Origin of the sequence: Streptomyces tibetensis, assembly GCF_007655005.1 — a bacterium.
Taxonomy (GTDB): Bacteria; Actinomycetota; Actinomycetes; order Streptomycetales; family Streptomycetaceae; genus Streptomyces; species Streptomyces tibetensis.
The window spans coordinates 17208-32551 of record NZ_SZVW01000008.1 but is presented as its reverse complement, the minus strand read 5'-3'; the positions used below and the strand labels follow the sequence as shown (position 1 = coordinate 32551).

12 protein-coding genes are annotated in these 15344 nt (G+C 71.4%); 7 read left to right on the top strand and 5 right to left on the bottom strand.

Features of this window, described 5'->3' with window-relative positions; translation table 11 throughout:
• Positions 1–231: 231 nt before the first annotated feature.
• Complete coding sequence (ssgD, locus tag FDO69_RS15120; protein WP_104780339.1) at positions 232–648, top strand: spore wall synthesis regulator SsgD; 417 nt, start codon at positions 232–234, stop codon at positions 646–648.
• 1 nt (position 649) lies between these two features.
• On the opposite strand, the gene FDO69_RS15115 is transcribed toward ssgD, so the two are convergent.
• Together FDO69_RS15115 and FDO69_RS15110 are read right to left on the bottom strand one after the other, a co-directional pair.
• Complete coding sequence (locus tag FDO69_RS15115) at positions 650–1480, bottom strand: isocitrate lyase/PEP mutase family protein (protein ID WP_104780338.1); 831 nt, start codon at positions 1478–1480, stop codon at positions 650–652.
• 86 nt (positions 1481–1566) lie between these two features.
• Positions 1567–2211: a GOLPH3/VPS74 family protein gene (locus FDO69_RS15110; RefSeq protein WP_167526598.1), complete on the bottom strand. Its 645-nt coding sequence runs from the start codon at positions 2209–2211 to the stop codon at positions 1567–1569.
• Positions 2212–2520: 309 nt separating this feature from the next.
• Between FDO69_RS15110 and FDO69_RS15105 the strand changes: the two genes are divergently transcribed.
• From FDO69_RS15105 to FDO69_RS15090, 4 genes are all read left to right on the top strand, one after another.
• Complete coding sequence (locus tag FDO69_RS15105; RefSeq protein ID WP_104780336.1) at positions 2521–4146, top strand: ABC-F family ATP-binding cassette domain-containing protein; 1626 nt, start codon at positions 2521–2523, stop codon at positions 4144–4146.
• A 229-nt stretch (positions 4147–4375) separates the two neighbouring features.
• Positions 4376–6919: an Orn/Lys/Arg family decarboxylase gene (locus FDO69_RS15100; RefSeq protein ID WP_104780335.1), complete on the top strand. Its 2544-nt coding sequence runs from the start codon at positions 4376–4378 to the stop codon at positions 6917–6919.
• A 192-nt stretch (positions 6920–7111) separates the two neighbouring features.
• Positions 7112–7888, top strand: a complete 777-nt coding sequence (gene ddaH, locus FDO69_RS15095) for a dimethylargininase (RefSeq protein ID WP_104780557.1) — start codon at positions 7112–7114, stop codon at positions 7886–7888.
• Between the two features lie 190 nt (positions 7889–8078).
• Positions 8079–9056 carry an acyl-ACP desaturase gene (locus FDO69_RS15090; RefSeq protein WP_104780334.1) on the top strand — a complete coding sequence of 326 codons (978 nt, stop codon included), beginning with the start codon at positions 8079–8081 and terminating at the stop codon, positions 9054–9056.
• Between the two features lie 106 nt (positions 9057–9162).
• On the opposite strand, the gene FDO69_RS15085 is transcribed toward FDO69_RS15090, so the two are convergent.
• On the bottom strand, positions 9163–9408 hold the full coding sequence (locus FDO69_RS15085; protein WP_030841026.1) for a WhiB family transcriptional regulator: 246 nt from the start codon (positions 9406–9408) through the stop codon (positions 9163–9165).
• Positions 9409–9633: 225 nt separating this feature from the next.
• Here FDO69_RS15085 and FDO69_RS15080 point away from each other — a divergent pair, with 225 nt between their 5' ends.
• The gene (locus FDO69_RS15080) at positions 9634–10419 is read left to right on the top strand and encodes a VOC family protein (RefSeq protein WP_104780332.1); all 786 of its coding nucleotides are present in this window, start codon (positions 9634–9636) and stop codon (positions 10417–10419) included.
• Positions 10420–10527: 108 nt separating this feature from the next.
• Here the strand turns inward: FDO69_RS15080 and FDO69_RS15075 are convergent, their stop codons facing one another.
• Together FDO69_RS15075 and FDO69_RS15070 are read right to left on the bottom strand one after the other, a co-directional pair.
• A complete protein-coding gene (locus FDO69_RS15075; RefSeq protein ID WP_104780331.1) occupies positions 10528–11565 on the bottom strand; it encodes a LacI family DNA-binding transcriptional regulator in 1038 nt (345 codons plus the stop codon).
• Positions 11566–11660: 95 nt separating this feature from the next.
• Positions 11661–12638, bottom strand: a complete 978-nt coding sequence (locus FDO69_RS15070) for a multicopper oxidase domain-containing protein (protein WP_104780330.1) — start codon at positions 12636–12638, stop codon at positions 11661–11663.
• Positions 12639–12826: 188 nt separating this feature from the next.
• Between FDO69_RS15070 and FDO69_RS15065 the strand changes: the two genes are divergently transcribed.
• Positions 12827–15307, top strand: coding sequence for a ThuA domain-containing protein (locus FDO69_RS15065; protein ID WP_170320887.1), 2481 nt, complete (start codon positions 12827–12829; stop codon positions 15305–15307).
• Positions 15308–15344 lie beyond the last annotated feature (37 nt).

Below are 15344 nucleotides of genomic sequence, written 5' to 3'. Positions count from 1 at the left end.
CACCGCCCGGGTGCCGTCCAGACGGCCTCGTGGGTGGCACGGGAGGTGCGGCGGGCGGCACAAGTGCCTTGGGAGGCACACAAGGAGAGTCACGTCACTCTGGCGCATGAACGCGGTGACAGAGGTCACTCGCATTTCGTGTGCACGGATTGGCTGATTCCGTCGTCTCTTCCAGTGCCCGGCCTCATCCGCCCGGAAGTGTCCGTCCAGCCGTCACAAGGGAGCAAGGCGTTGTCCATCGTCATCGAGCAGCCCGTGGAGGCCCGCCTCGTCGCCGCCGCGCCGCGTATGCCGAGCATTCCCGCGACGCTGCACTACGACCGGCGTGATCCTTTCGCGGTCCGCATGACCTTCCCCGCCCCGGCCACGCTGGAGGGCGTCGAGGTCTGCTGGACCTTCTCCCGCGAGCTGCTCGCCGCGGGCCAGAGGAGCGCCGAGGGGCACGGCGACGTGCGCGTACGCCCCTACGGCTACGACCGCACGGTGCTGGAGTTCCACGCCCCCGAGGGCACGGCCGTGGTCCATGTCCGCTCCAGCGAGATCCGCCGGTTCCTCGAGGCCACGAGCGAACTCGTGCCGGTGGGTCTGGAGCACCTCCAGCTGGATCTGGACCACGGTCTCGCGGAGCTGATGCGGGACGCGTGCTGAGCTAACGCGGCTGTCCGAGAAGGGCGTTGACCTCACCGTAGGCGAGCGCGTCGGTCAGCGACCCGTAGGTCCCCCGGTCCAGCAGCTCCCGGGCGGCCCGGCGGACCAGGGCGTGGGCGGCCTGGGCGATTCCCGAGCCGACGCTGATGCGGGCGACGCCCAGGGCGGCCAGTTCGGCGACCGGGGGTGCGCCGGGGCCGGCCATGACGTTCAGCGGTCCGTCGACGCCGTTCACGAGTTCCTTCACCGTTCCCGGGTCGACGGCCCCGGGAACGAAGATCCCGTCGGCACCCGCGGCGCGGAAGGCGGCGGCCCGCTCCAGGGTGAGGTCCACTCCCCCGGCGCCGCTCAGGAAGGTGTCGGTCCGGGCGTTGACGAACAGCGGCACACCCGCCGCGTCGGCCGCCTCACGGGCGGCGGCGATCCGCTCCGCCTGCTCGGCGACGTCCCGCAGCCGGCCGCCGCTTCCGGCTCCGTGCAGCGCGTCCTCGATGTTGACGCCCACCGCTCCCGCGGCGATGACCGCCCGGACCGTGCCGGCGACGCCCTCGGCGTCCTCGGCGTAGCCGCTCTCGATGTCCGCGGTCACGGGGACGGTCACGGCACCGGCGATCCTGGCGACGGCGGCGACCGCCGCCTCGCGGTCCACCCGCTCACCGTCCGGCGCGCCCAGCGCCCAGACGAGCCCTGCGCTGGTCGTCGCCACGGCGGCGGCACCGGCGTCCTCGACGAGCCGCGCGCTCACGGCGTCCCAGGTGTTGGGCAGGACCAGCGGGGTCCCGGGGAGGTGGAGGTCACGGAAGGCGAAGGCACGGTCGCTCTGGTTCGTCATGCGGGCAACTGAACCAGCGGGACGGGGTGCGGGTCTGGCAGGAATCCGACAGGGTGGTCGGTCCGCCTGATCGGCCCTGCCGGATGTCAGGGCGAGGTCGCCACCGCTGCCCCGGCCGTCACCGCCGTGCTCAGCTCGCGCAGGATCCCGCGCAGCCCGGGCGTCGCCGCGGCGGCCCGTTCGGCCAGCTCCTCGGCGCGCCGGCCGGGAGCGCTGTCGCCGAAGAGGCCGGCCGCGGGGGCGAGGACGGCGAGCGCGGCGTCCCGCTCGGAGATCCCGGCGACCGGCAGCGGCCCGCGCAGGACCTGCCGGGTCTCCTCCCGCAGCACTTCCACGGCGGCCCTGCGCTCCAGCGCGTACTCCACGGACGGGAACACCCCGAGCACCCGGTGCTTCTCCGCCCGCAGGTACCCCTCGGCCACCAGCTGCTCCCGAACGGCATCGAAGGTCACCCGTGCCCGCAGCGTCACCCATGTCCGCCAGGGGTGCGGGCACGACTCGCGGACGAGATCCAGGAGCCCGTCGAGGACCGGGTCACCCGCCCTCGCGTCCAGGTCCACCGGCGTGGCGATACCGTCCACGTCGATCAGCAGCCCGCGCTGGGCCAGCTCGACGAGGGCACCGGCCCGCACCAGGCCGGGCCGCAGGGCGGCGCGGCCGGCCGCGGGGCGTGCGGCGTCCCAGGCCAGCAGGCAGAGCCGGGCCGGCAGCGAGAGCGGGCCGTGCGGCACGGGAGGCCTCCTCGGAGCGGGAAGATCGGGTTGCGCGTTAATGCGTTGACAGGCCTGCAGGGCCTTCGTAGCGTGTACAGCGTCCTGTTGCCGCCGATTGGAGAAGGACGTTGCTCGTCTGAGGTCCTGAGACACCGTGTCACATCCCTCTGTGGTGTGCGCTGCGTGCGACCTCGGCGTTCGAGCCGTCCTCCTGGTGCAGGGCATTTTTCATGTCCGTGACGTGCCCATGGAACCTCCTCCCCTGGTCGCAGGTGTCTCGACACGCGTTTGCCCCTGACCGCTTCGAGCAACCGCGAGTGAGGCCCCATGTCCACTTCCATCACCCTTACGTCCCTTGCGTTCACCTGGCCCGACGGCAGTGCCGTCTTCGAGGGCCTGGACGTCGCGTTCGGCCCCGGTCGGACCGGCCTGGTCGGCGTCAACGGGTCCGGAAAGTCAACCCTGTTGAAGCTGATCGCCGGTGAACTCGCACCGGCAGACGGCACCGTCCGCGTGGCCGGTGAGGTCGGTTACCTCCCGCAGAACGTCACGCTCGGCACCGCCCTGCGTGTCGACGAGGCCCTCGGCATCGCCGCTCAGCGCGCCGCCCTGCACGCCATCGAGTCGGGCGACGTCTGCGAGGCGCATTTCGAGACCGTCGGCGACGACTGGGACGTCGAGGAGCGCGCCCTCGCCACGCTCGGCGAACTCGGCCTGGGCCACGTCGAACTGGACCGCACCATCGGCGAGGTGTCCGGCGGCGAGTCCGTCCTGCTGCGTCTGGCCGCGCTGCTGCTGCGCCGGCCCGACGTGCTGCTGCTGGACGAGCCGACCAACAACCTCGACCTGTACGCCCGTCGGCGGCTGTACGCGGCCGTCCAGTCCTGGCCGGGCGTGATGGTCGTCGTCAGCCACGACCGCGAACTGCTGGACCTCGTCGACCAGATCGCCGATCTGCGTTCCGGCGAGATCGCTTGGTACGGCGGCAACTACTCGGCCTACGAGGAGGCACTGGAGATCGAGCAGGAGGCGGCGGAGCGCATGGTGCGCGTCGCCGAGTCCGACTTCCGCAAGCAGAAGCGCGAACTGGCCGACGCCCAGGTCAAACTGGCCCGCCGCAAGCGGTACGGGCAGAAGATGTGGGACCAGAAGCGCGAGCCGAAGATCGTCATGGGGGCGCGCAAGCGCGCGGCGCAGGAGTCCGCGGGCAAGCACCGCATCATGCACGAGGAGAAGCTCGCCGAGGCCAGGGGGCGGCTCGACGAGGCGGTGGAGGCCGTACGGGACGACGACGAGATCCGTGTCGACCTGCCGTACACGGCGGTGCCGCCGGGGCGGACCGTCCTCACCCTCCGGGATCTCGGGCTCCGGTACGGCGCCCGGGTGAAGGGCGGCTTCGACCTGCGCGGGCCCGAGCGGGTCGCGTTGATCGGACGCAACGGCGCGGGCAAGACGACGCTGCTGCGCACGATCACCGGCGAGCTGGCCCCGGAGGCGGGTGAGGTGCGGGCGCACGTCCCGCTGCGGTTCCTGCCGCAGCGGCTCGACGTCCTCGACGGGGAGCTGTCGGTCGCCGAGAACGTGGCCCGGTTCGCGCCGGACGCCACCAACAACCGGATCCGGGCGCGGCTGGCGCGCTTCCTGTTCCGGGGCGCCCGCGCCGACCAGAAGGCGGCGACGCTGTCCGGCGGCGAACGCTTCCGGGCCGCGCTGGCCGCGCTGATGCTGGCCGAGCCGGCACCGCAGCTGCTCCTGCTGGACGAGCCGACCAACAACCTGGACATGGCGAGCGTCCGGCAGCTCACCACGGCCCTGGAGTCCTACGAGGGAGCGCTGGTCGTGGCCAGCCACGATCTGCCGTTCCTGGAGTCGATCGGCATCACGCGCTGGCTGCTGATGGAGGAAGGAGAATTGAGGGAAATCACGCCGGAGGCTGTCGGTGCTCCCTCCTAGGAGGCCGAGGGCTCGTGCACCGGGGAACATCTGCGGCGGACCGTGCGGCACCGCCGGTGAGCCGCGGCCACGCCGACGCCGATGAGCGGTCCGGGCGTCGGACAGAGCGTCAACGCGCGGTCCGGGCGTTCAACTGATGGGGTGGTTTGACCCGGCGGCGGCCGATCATGCGTGCGGGGCCCGCGAACACTGGAGGGGGTGGCGCGGGCCACCGTGGAGGGGGGACGGCATGGCCGACGGCACGGTACTGGTGGCGGTGGCGGAGCATCCGGACGACGGGGGTGTCGGCGCGGAGCAGTTGACGTGCATCGCCGAGGGAATCCGGGCGCGCGGTTTGCAGGTGCGGTGGGTGGTGGGCGTCGCCGACGCCGAGGCGGTGCTGCGGACCGAGGCCGGGCTGGCCGCCGCGGTGGTCGCCTGGGACCTTCCGTCCGGAGCGGGGGGCGGAGCCGGGGGCCGGGGCGGAGCCCTCGCCCGGGCCGGTGGCCTGGGCGAAGCGGGAGTTGGTGGCCGGGGCGGAGCGGGAGCCGGTGGCCGGGGCGAAGCGGGAGCCGGCGGCCGGGGCGGAGCCCTTGCCGGGGGCGAGGGCGAAGCGGGAGCCGGAGGCGGGCCGGGCGGTGCGACGGTGCTGCGCCGGATCGGGCGCCGGTTCCAGAACCTGCCGGTGTTCCTGGTCATGGCGGACGAGGGGCTGCGCGAGCTGCCGCTGTGGGTGTCCCAGTCGGTGGTGGGCTACGTGTGGCCGCTGGAGGACACGCCGGCGTTCATCGCCGGGCGGATCACCAGCGCCGCACGCGCCTACCAGGACGCGCTGCTCCCGCCGTTCTTCAAGGCGCTGCGGCGCTTCGACGACGCGCACGAGTACTCGTGGCACACTCCCGCGCACTCCGGCGGTGTCGCCTTCCTCAAGTCACCCGTGGGCCGGGCCTTCCACGCCTACTTCGGGGAGCGGCTGCTGCGCAGCGACCTGTCGATCTCCGTGGAGGAGCTCGGCTCGCTGTTCGAGCACACCGGGCCGATCGGCGAGGCGGAGCGCAACGCCGCGCGGGTCTTCGGCTCCGCGCACACCTTCTTCGTCCTGCACGGCGACTCCACCTGCAACCGCCTGGTCGGACACTTCAGCGTGACCCGCGACGAGATCGCCCTGGTCGACCGCAACTGCCACAAGTCCGTCCTGCACGGCCTGGTCGTGTCCGGCGCGCGCCCGGTGTACCTGGTCCCCACCCGCAACGGCTACGGCCTAGCCGGCCCTCTGCCGCCCGCCGAGATCGCGGCGGACTCGGTGGCCGCGCGGATCGCCGCGAACCCGCTGACGCCGGATGCCGTCTCCTCGCGCGCCCAGTACGCGGTGTTCACCAACTCCACGTACGACGGGCTGTGTTACGACGCGGTGGCCGCGGCCCGGGCGTTCGCCACGGCCACGCCCCGGCTGCACTTCGACGAGGCCTGGTTCGCCTACGCCCGCTTCCATCCCCTCTACGCCGGGCGCTACGGCATGTCGGTGGACGAGGAGGCCTTCCCCGGCCCCGACCGGCCGACGGTCTTCGCGACCCAGTCCACCCACAAACTGCTGGCGGCCCTGTCGCAGGCGGCCATGGTGCACATCAGGCCGGCACCGCGGGCACCGGTCGAGCACGACCGGTTCAACGAGGCGCTGATGATGCACGGGACCACGTCACCGCTGTACCCGATGATCGCCTCGCTGGACGTGGCGACGGCCATGATGGACGGCCCGCAGGGACAGTGGCTGGTCGACGAGGCGGTGACCGAGGCGATCCGGTTCCGCCAGGAGGTGGTGCGGATCGGACGGCGGATCGAGGCGGCGGGTGACCGGCCGCCGTGGTTCTTCGGCGTGTGGCAGCCGGACGAGGTGACGGACCCAACGAGCGGGAAACGGCTGCCCTTCGACGAGGCACCGGCCGACCTGCTGCGCACCGAGCCGTCCTGCTGGCACCTCGCGCCCGACGCGGACTGGCACGGTTTCCCCGGTCTGACCGACGGCTACTGCATGCTCGACCCGATCAAGGTCACCCTGACCTGCCCGGGGCTCGACGCGAGCGGGGAGATGTCCGAGCGGGGCATCCCGGCCCGGGTGCTGACCGCGTATCTGACGACCCGCGGCATCGTCGTCGAGAAGACCGACAGCTACACCACGTTGGTGCTGTTCTCCATGGGCATCACCAAGGGCAAGTGGGGCACCCTCCTGGACGCCCTCATGGACTTCAAGGACCTCTACGACGGTGACGCCCCGCTCGAGCGTGTGCTCCCCGCGCTGGTGGCGGAGCACCCTCGGCGCTACAGCGGGCTGACCTTGCGCGACCTGTGCCAGGAGATGCACGACCATCTGCGCGCGGCCCGCCTGGTCGAACTGCTCGACACCGCCTTCCAGCACCTGCCCGAGCCGGTCGCCCCGCCCCAACTGTGCTACGAGCGCCTGATCCGCGGCGGCACGGAACGGATCCGCCTGACGGACGCACCAGGGCGGGTCGCCGCGGCGATGGTCACGGTGACACCGCCCGGCATCCCGGTCCTCATGCCGGGCGAGAGCACCGGCGAGGCCGACGGTCCCCTCCTGCGCTACCTCGGCGCCCTGGAGTCCTTCGACCGCCACTTCCCCGGCTTCGGCAGCGAGACCCACGGGGTGACCCGAGACCCCGACACGGGCGACTACCTGATCGAGTGCCTGCGTCCGGACGAACAGCGGGAGACCGCCGCCGGTGCGGTGACGCCGACACAGCGCCGAGGGCTGGAGGGGGCCGGGTCGGTGGGCTGAGTTGGACGGCGGGCTCGGCGGGTACCCGGCGGGCGGTGGCTCGGCCCCTCCACCCGCTCCGCCCCTCCCCGGGGCTGTCCTCGCCCTCGTTCGCCCTGCATGATGGTCGGCCGACGCCCGATGGGTTCCGGTCGATCCCGGAGGCTCCGTCGGTGCGGTCCCGACCGTCCCATCCGATACGGAGTCATGCTCGTGCCCAGCAAGAAGGCCCTCGTCCGCCGCCCCAGCCCGCGTCTCACCGAAGGGCTGGTGACGCATATCGAGCGGGAGAAGGTCGACGCCGGCCTCGCCGTCGAGCAGTGGGAGGCGTACGTGGAGGCCCTGCGCACGCACGGCTGGGAGACCATCGAGGTGGACCCCGCCGACGACTGCCCGGACTCGGTGTTCGTCGAGGACACGGTCGTGATGTACAAGAACGTGGCCCTGATCGCGCGTCCCGGCGCCGACTCCCGGCGGGAGGAGACCGCCGGGGTGGAGGAGGCCGTGGCCGGTCTGGGCTGCTCGGTGAACTGGATCTGGGAGCCGGGCACCCTGGAGGGCGGAGACGTCCTGAAGATCGGCGACACCGTCTACGTGGGCCGGGGCGGTCGTACCAACGCCGATGGCGTCCGGCAGCTGCGCGCCGCGTTCGAGCCGCTCGGCGCGCGGGTCGTCTCCGCGCCGGTGAGCAAGGTGCTGCACCTGAAGTCGGCGGTCACGGCGCTGCCCGACGGCACGGTCATCGGGCACATCCCGAAGATGGACACCCCGTCGCTGTTCGCGCGCTTCCTGCCGGTCCCGGAGGAGGCGGGGTCGCACGTGGTCCTGCTCGGCGGCGACAAGCTGCTGATGGCGGCGAGCGCGCCGAAGACCGCCGAGCTGTTCGCCGACCTCGGGTACGAACCGGTCGTCGTCGACATCAGCGAGTTCGAGAAGCTCGAGGGATGTGTGACATGCCTCTCGGTGCGGCTGCGGGAGCTGTATGTCTGACCGGAGGCACACGTTCCCCGTCCGGCCTCCCGACCTGCGGGTCCGGGAAGCCCGACGCGCGGTCGGGTGACCCTGCTGATCAGCGGTCTTTACAGCACCCTTAACCTACGGCTTCGTAACCTACGGATACGTAGCCTACGATGCCGTAGGTCACCGCTCACCGCTCGTACGCTTGTTTCCTGGAGAGTCCATGACGATCACCACTCCCCACCTCGGCAGCCCGGCCGGCGCCTGGACCGACGCTCAGCTGCTGTACGCCCTGGAGGAAGTGGTCGAGAAGGAACTCAACCGGCATCTGAAGGTCGCCAAGGACTGGATGCCGCACGAGTACGTGCCGTGGACCGACGGTCGCAACTTCCCCGGTGTCTTCGAGGACGGCCAGGCCTGGGAGAAGGAGCAGTCCAAGGTCACCGAGATCGGACGCATCGCGCTCGTCGTCAACCTTCTCACCGAGGACAACCTGCCCAGCTACCACCACGAGATCGCCTCGCTGTTCGGCCGCGACGGTGCCTGGGGCACCTGGGTGCACCGCTGGACCGCGGAGGAGGGCCGGCACGGCATCGTGATGCGCGACTACCTGCTCACCTCGCGCGCGGTGGACCCGGACAAGCTGGAGGAGTTCCGGATGTCCCACATGAGCGAGGGCTTCGAGTCGGACAACCGGCACTCGATGCTGCACTCGGTCGCCTACGTGGCCTTCCAGGAGCTCGCGACCCGCGTCTCGCACCGCAACACCGGCCACCAGTCCGGGGACCCGGTCTGCGACCGCATGCTGGCGCGCATCGCCACCGACGAGAACCTGCACATGGTCTTCTACCGGAACCTGCTCAAGGCGGCCTTCGAGCTGGCGCCCGACCTGACGATGATGGCGGTGCGTGACGTCATCGTGAACTTCCGGATGCCCGGCCACGGCATGCCCGGCTTCGAGCGGGCCGCCGCGCAGATGGCGATCGGCGAGGTCTACAACATGCGCATCCACCACGACGACGTGCTCCAGCCGGTGCTGCGCTTCCTGAAGGTCATGGAGATCGACGGCCTGGGCCCCGAGGGCCGCAAGGCGCAGGAGGAGCTCGGTCTGTTCATGGGCGGTCTGGACTCGGAGGCGGCGAAGTTCGACGAGAAGCTGGCCGCCCGCAAGGCGCGTATGGCCGCCCGGGCCGGCGCCTGACGCCGACCGGCACGCACGGACACAGGGCTCCGGCCGCCACGAGCGGCCGGGGCCCTGTGCGTTCCGGCTGCGGACAGGGCGGGACCGCACCCCGCTCCCGCGGCGGCTACCGCGACACGCGCCGCAGCTCCAGCCGCTCCTTCTCCGAAAGACCGCCCCAGACGCCGAAGCGCTCGTCGTGGTCCAGCGCGTACTCCAGGCAGGCCGCGCGGATCGGGCACATACCGCAGATCCGTTTCGCCTCCCGCACCGAACTGCCCGGCTCGGGGAAGAAGAAGTCCGCCCCCGTCTGCGCGCACAACGCCTCTTGCTGCCATTCGAGTTCGGGCGAAGTGATCGTGTCGATGTGCATGCCCGAAAGCGTCGCGGGCGGCGAAAAACGTTCGATCAACGCGGGATCAACACCTCGTTCACGGGCCCCGGCCGCCTCGATGGTGGCCCGCCGGACGGGGCCGGCGCACGGCGGCGCGCGGAAACATCCGAAACCACGCCGCGGCCCCGCTCCGGCGGCGGTCGGCACCGCGCGGTGAAAGACTCGGCAGTGCAGACGACGGGCCCCTGTGCGAGGAGGGCGACGATGCTCACCACCCGTTTTGTCACCGGCGCTCCGAACTGGATCGATCTCGGCACCCCCGACATCGACGGCGCCGCCGCCTTCTACGGCGGACTGTTCGGCTGGCGGTTCCAGCCGGGCGGCCCGGAGGTCGGAGGGTACGGCCTGTTCCAGCTCGGCGGCAGGACGGCCGCCGGAGGCATGCAGACCACGCCGGAGCAGGGCCCGCCGTCCTGGACGGTGTACTTCCAGGCTCCGGACGCGGACGCCACGGCGCGGGCGGCCGAGCAGGCGCACGGTGCGGTGACGGTGCAGCCGATGGACGTCCAGGACCTGGGCCGGATGGCGATCCTCGCCGACCAGGCCGGGGTGTCCTTCGGGCTGTGGCAGCCGGGCCGCAACAAGGGCCTGGAGGTCGTCCAGGAGCACGGGTCGCTGTGCTGGGTCGAGCTGTACACGGCGGACGTCCCGGCCGCGGCGGCCTTCTACCACTCCGTGCTCGGTCTGGAGACCTTCGGCGCCGACTTCGCCGGCGGCACGTACACCACGTTCAATCCCGCCGGGGAGAGCGAGGACGCCATGTTCGGCGGTGTCGTCCCCCTGGCCGACGACCCGGCGGAGAACGAGGCGTACTGGCTGCCGTACTTCGAGGTCGCCGACACGGACGCCATCGTCGCCAGGGCCGAGGAGCTGGGCGGCACGGTCCGCCTCCCCGCGACGGACCTCCCCTCCGTCGGCCGCCTGGCCAAACTCGCCGACCCGTACGGCGCCCGCTTCGCGGTGATCCGCAGCGAGCCGCGGCAGGGCTGAGGCCCCGGGCACGCCGTCCGGCTCCCCCCCCCGGCGACGCGTGCCCTTCCCCTCGTCCAAGGACCGCTCAAGGTGTTCGCCTGTCACCGACGTCCGGGGACAGCACACCTAGGCCGACTCGCGCCGCACCAGCGTCGTCGGCAGCACCACGCTCGACGGGATCGCCCCGACACCCTCCCGCGGCGCGTCCCGGTCGAGGCCGCGCAGCAGCAGGCGGGCCATCAGGCGGCCCATCTCCTCGATGTCCTGACGGACCGTCGTGAGGGGCGGGTCGGTCTGTTCCGCGACGGGCCGCATGTCGTCGAAGCCGATCACGGCCACGTCGTCGGGGACGCGGCGGCCGCGGGCGCGCAGGACGCGCAGCGCGCCGGCGGCCGTGAGGTCGTTGGCGGCGAACACCGCGTCCACGTCCGGGCAGCGCTCCAGGAGCTCGCGCATCGCCCGTTCGCCACCGGCCGGGGTGAAGTCGGCCTCGGCGATCAGCCGCGGGTCGGCGTCCACCATGACGTCCCGGTAGCCGTCGAGGCGGTCCGCGGCGGAGGTCTGGTCGAGGGCGCCGGTGATGTGCGCGATCCGGGTACGGCCGAGCCCCGCCAGGTGGCGGACGGCGTCACGGGCGCCGCCGCGGTTGTCGCTGTCGACGTAGACCACGTCGCGCCGGTCGCCGCTCCAGCCGGGCCGCCCGCCGAAGACGGTGGGCACACCGGCCCGCTGGATCAGCTCCGGCAGCGGGTCGTCCAGGTGCAGGGAGAAGACGAGGGCGCCGTCGACGTGCCCGCCGGCGAGGTAGCGGCCGACCCGGGCGTGGTCGTCCCTGCCCTCCGTGAGCAGCAGCACGAGCTGGTTGTCGTGGGCGGTGAGCTCCTTGCTGATGCCACGCAGCTGGAGCGCGAAGAACGGGTCGGCGAAGACCCGGGTCTCCGGTTCGGCGACGACGACCGCGACCGCGTCGTGGCGTCGGGTGACCAGCGAGCGGGCGGCCTGGTTGGGCACGTACCCGAGCTCGTCCACGGCCTTGCGGACCCGCTCCACGAGGACGTCCCGCACCCCGTCCCCGCCGTTGACCACGCGGGACACCGTGGCCCGCGAGACACCGGCCCGGGCGGCCACGGCCTCCAGGGTGGGACGCGGCGCTGTGTCGGTCACTTCGGGGCTCCTCACCTGCGGCTGCGGATCAGGATAGCCCCGGGACGCAGCGTGGTGAGAGCGCTCTCGTGCGCTCGGGAGGCCGGCTCCGCCCGTCAGTGCTCGTGGCCGCCGCCCGCCGGCCCGTCGCCGTGCTCGTGCGGCTCGTACCCCGGAATGGTGCCGTCCGGCTTCTTCACCAGGAACAGTCCGACCATGCCCATGTCGGAGTGGCTCTGGACGTGGCAGTGGTACATCCAGGCGCCGGCGCCGACCCCCTCCCCCGCGATCACCTGGAAGCCGAAGGAGTCCGCGGGGCCCGTGATCTTGTTGTCGATGACCTGGCTGGGGTCCTCGGGGCCGGTCAGCATGCCGGTGCGGTTGTCCGCCCAGCGATGACCGTGCATATGGAACGTGTGGTAGAACTCGCCGTGCGTGATCACGACGAACTCCACGCGATCCCCCACCGTGGCCTCGAAGTCCGGCCCCGAGTGCGGCGGCTTGTTGTTGATCCGCATGTCGTTGAAGACGACGGTGTGCGTGCGGTCGGGCAGGACATCGCCCTTGCGGCGGACGATGACCGGGCCGAAGAGGCCCTTCTGCAGCCCCACGGTGCCGTGTTCCGTGCCGACGACGTGGTCGTGGTAGTGCCAGTAGCCCGCGCTGCCCGAGCGCCAGGTGCCGTCCCCCCGGCGTCCGGGGGCGTGGGTGCGCCAGGTGTAGGTGCGGGTGCCGCCCGGCTCGACGTGACTGCGGTTCAGTTTCGTGCCGTCGCTGGTGATCTCGTAGTCCAGGCCGTGGACGTGCAGGCTGACCGCCACGTCCATGGTGTTCTCGAACTCGACGTGCAGCGTGTCGCCTTCGTTGAGCTCGATCAACGGGCCCGGGATGCTCGCCTTGCCCTTCTCCAGGCCGTAGCCCATCTGCCCGTCGGGGAGCTTCTCGGCGTAGAGCTTGATGCGCTTCACCTCGCCTCCGGCGGGAGCCGTCTTCACGGGTCCGGCGGCGCTCACGGCCTCCGGCACCACGGACAGCGACGTCGCGACGGCCGCGCCGCCCAGCAGGATCCGCCGGTTGAAGCTGCGTCTGTCCATGCGGAACTCCCCACCTGGTAAGGCTTTTACGGAGGCGTACCTGTGATGAACCTGTGAGACGGTACCGGCCGCGCTCCCGTTTATCCACACTCAAGACAAAGTTGGCGCCATACCGGTCATAGGTATTGGCGAGACATGCAAAGGGGTTTAGCTTCCTTGGCGGTGTTGCTGTGACCGAGGAGGTGCCCATGCACTTACGAGGGTGGAGCAAGTCAAGACGCGTCTGGGCGGCGTCCGTCGCCGCCGGGGTCGTGACCGCCGGGCTGCTGTCGGGCCCCGCGGCGAACGCGCGCCCTTTCCCCGAACCCCCGCTGACAACGATGTCGATCAAGTCGCCGCCGGGCGGCGCGAACGTACGGGTGCTGATCTTCCACGGTTCCGCGGCGGCCGGGGAGGAGTCGCCGGTGGTGAACGCCGGGATCGAGGCCATCGAGGACATCGGCCTGTCGGGCCCGGCGGACCGCCGCTTCACGGTCCAGGCCACCGGTGACGCCTCGGTGTTCACCGATGAGACGAAGCTGGGCCGCTTCAACGCGATCGTGTTCCTGACCGGCGGGGGCGATGTCCTCGACGCGGAGCAGGAGGCGGGCCTGGAGGCGTACATGGAGGCCGGCGGCGGGTTCGTCGGCATCCATGACGCGGTGCGTGCGGAGCCGTACTCGGACTGGTTCACCGGACTGGTGGGCGCCCGTCCGGCCGCGGCGAGCCCCACGAACGTGCAGCGCGCGACCGTCGAGGTCGGCGACCGCCGGCACCCCGCCACCAAGGACCTGCCGGTGCAGTGGAAGCGCCCGGACCGGTGGCTGAACTGGGTGAAGAACCCCTCGGGCGACGTGCACACGGTGGCCCGGGTCCGCGAGTCGACGTACCAGCCGGGCTCGGGCTCCAACGGCTGGGACCATCCGGTCAGCTGGTGCCGTGACTACGACGGCGGCCGTTCCTTCTACACCGGCATGGGCGGGACGGTGTCGTCGTACGACGAGACCGACTTCCGCGATCATCTGCGCGGCGCGCTGATGTGGACGACCCGGCTGGAGCAGGCCGACTGCAAGGCGACCATCAACGCCAACTACGCGGCGGAGCGGCTGACCAAGCCCAACCAGCCGGGGCAGAACGACCAGATCGGCGAGCCGCACGGGATGGTCACCGCGCCGGACGGCCGGGTCTTCTACATCGGCCGGGGCGGCGCGGACTCCTCGCAGCCCGTGATCACGGACTGGAACAACCCCGACATCGGCAAGGGCAAGGGCGAGATACACGTCTACGACCCGAAGACCAAGCAGGTCACCTTGGCCGGGGCGCTCACCGTCTTCGGCAACAAGGGCGGCGGCGACGAGCTGGTCAAGGTCGAGGAGGGGCTGCTCGGCATCGAGCTGGACCCGCAGTTCGCGCAGAACGGCTGGGTGTATCTGCACTACACGCCGCATGAGCGGATCAACCGCGAGACGCGGATGGCGGAGCGACGGGTCTCCCGGTTCACGCTCGACCGGGCCACGAACAAGCTGGACCTCGCCAGTGAGAAGGTCCTGCTGAAGTGGCCGGTGCAGATCCACAGCTGCTGCCACGCGGGCGGCGGGATGGCCTGGGACTCCAAGGGCAACCTGTACATCGCCACCGGTGACAACAACTCCAGCGGCTTCAGCGACGGCTATGCGGGCAACAACCCGCAGCCGAACTACAAGGGCGTCTCCTTCGCGGACGCACGCCGCACCGCGGGCAACACCAACAACCTCAACGGCAAGATCCTGCGCATCCACCCGGAGCCGGACGGGACGTACACGCTCCCCCAGGGCAATCTCTTCACCGGGAAGGAGCCCGACGAGGGCGGCGGCAAGACGCGCGGCGAGATCTATGTGATGGGCGTCCGCAACCCCGCGCGCATCTCCATCGACAAGTCGACCGACGTGCTCTACGCGGGCTGGGTCGGCCCGGACGCGAGCGCGCCGTCGACGACCTGGGGCCCGGCCAAGTACGACACGTTCGCCGCCATCACCGAGGCGGGCAACCGCGGCTGGCCGTACTGCATGGGCAACAAGCAGCCCTACCGGGACCGGAATCTGCCGGACCCGTCCAAACCGCTGGGCTGGTACGACTGCGACCACCCGAAGAACGAGTCGCCGAACAACGACGGCCTGGTCGACCTGCCGCCGGTGACCGGCAACAACATCTGGTACTCGCCCTCGGGCGGCGGCCCGGACTACCCGCGCGACGCGAACGGCGTCCCGTCGTACAAGCCGGCGGAGGCCACGTACCGGCTGCCCTGGCTGAAGGGCGGCGGGCAGGCCGCGATGAACGGGCCGGTCTACCGGTACGGCACGGCCGCTGCCGACAGCGCCGTGAAGTGGCCGGCGTACTGGGACGGCAAGTGGTTCGTCGGCGACTTCTACGACGCCGACCAGCCGCGCAACGCGGTGCTCATGGACCCGAAGACGCAAGGAGACGGCGGTCTGCCGGTGCACGCGGAGTCGCTGAAGAAGATCGTGCCGGTCGGCAACGACGGCATCAGGAACCTGATGGACTGGAAGTTCGGTCCGGACGGCGCGCTGTACGTCCTCGACTACGGGCGCGGCTTCTTCACCTCGGACTCCAAGTCGGCCCTGTGGCGGGTCACCTACAAGGGCGGCGGGCCCACCCCGGCCGCCGGCCAGTTGGCGAGGGGGACCGAGTGATCCGGCAACGAAGAGTCTGGGCCGCCCTGCTGGCCGC

Bases quoted from the DNA above. Each gene is read 5' to 3' on its own strand.
- FDO69_RS15115 (WP_104780338.1), bottom strand. From the start codon at position 1,480: ATGACGAACCAGAGCGACCGTGCCTTCGCCTTCCGTGACCTCCACCTC.
- FDO69_RS15105 (WP_104780336.1), top strand. From the start codon at position 2,521: ATGTCCACTTCCATCACCCTTACGTCCCTTGCGTTCACCTGGCCCGAC.
- FDO69_RS15100 (WP_104780335.1), top strand. From the start codon at position 4,376: ATGGCCGACGGCACGGTACTGGTGGCGGTGGCGGAGCATCCGGACGAC.
- FDO69_RS15090 (WP_104780334.1), top strand. From the start codon at position 8,079: ATGACGATCACCACTCCCCACCTCGGCAGCCCGGCCGGCGCCTGGACC.
- FDO69_RS15085 (WP_030841026.1), bottom strand. From the start codon at position 9,408: ATGCACATCGACACGATCACTTCGCCCGAACTCGAATGGCAGCAAGAG.
- FDO69_RS15080 (WP_104780332.1), top strand. From the start codon at position 9,634: ATGCTCACCACCCGTTTTGTCACCGGCGCTCCGAACTGGATCGATCTC.
- FDO69_RS15070 (WP_104780330.1), bottom strand. From the start codon at position 12,638: ATGGACAGACGCAGCTTCAACCGGCGGATCCTGCTGGGCGGCGCGGCC.
- FDO69_RS15065 (WP_170320887.1), top strand. From the start codon at position 12,827: ATGCACTTACGAGGGTGGAGCAAGTCAAGACGCGTCTGGGCGGCGTCC.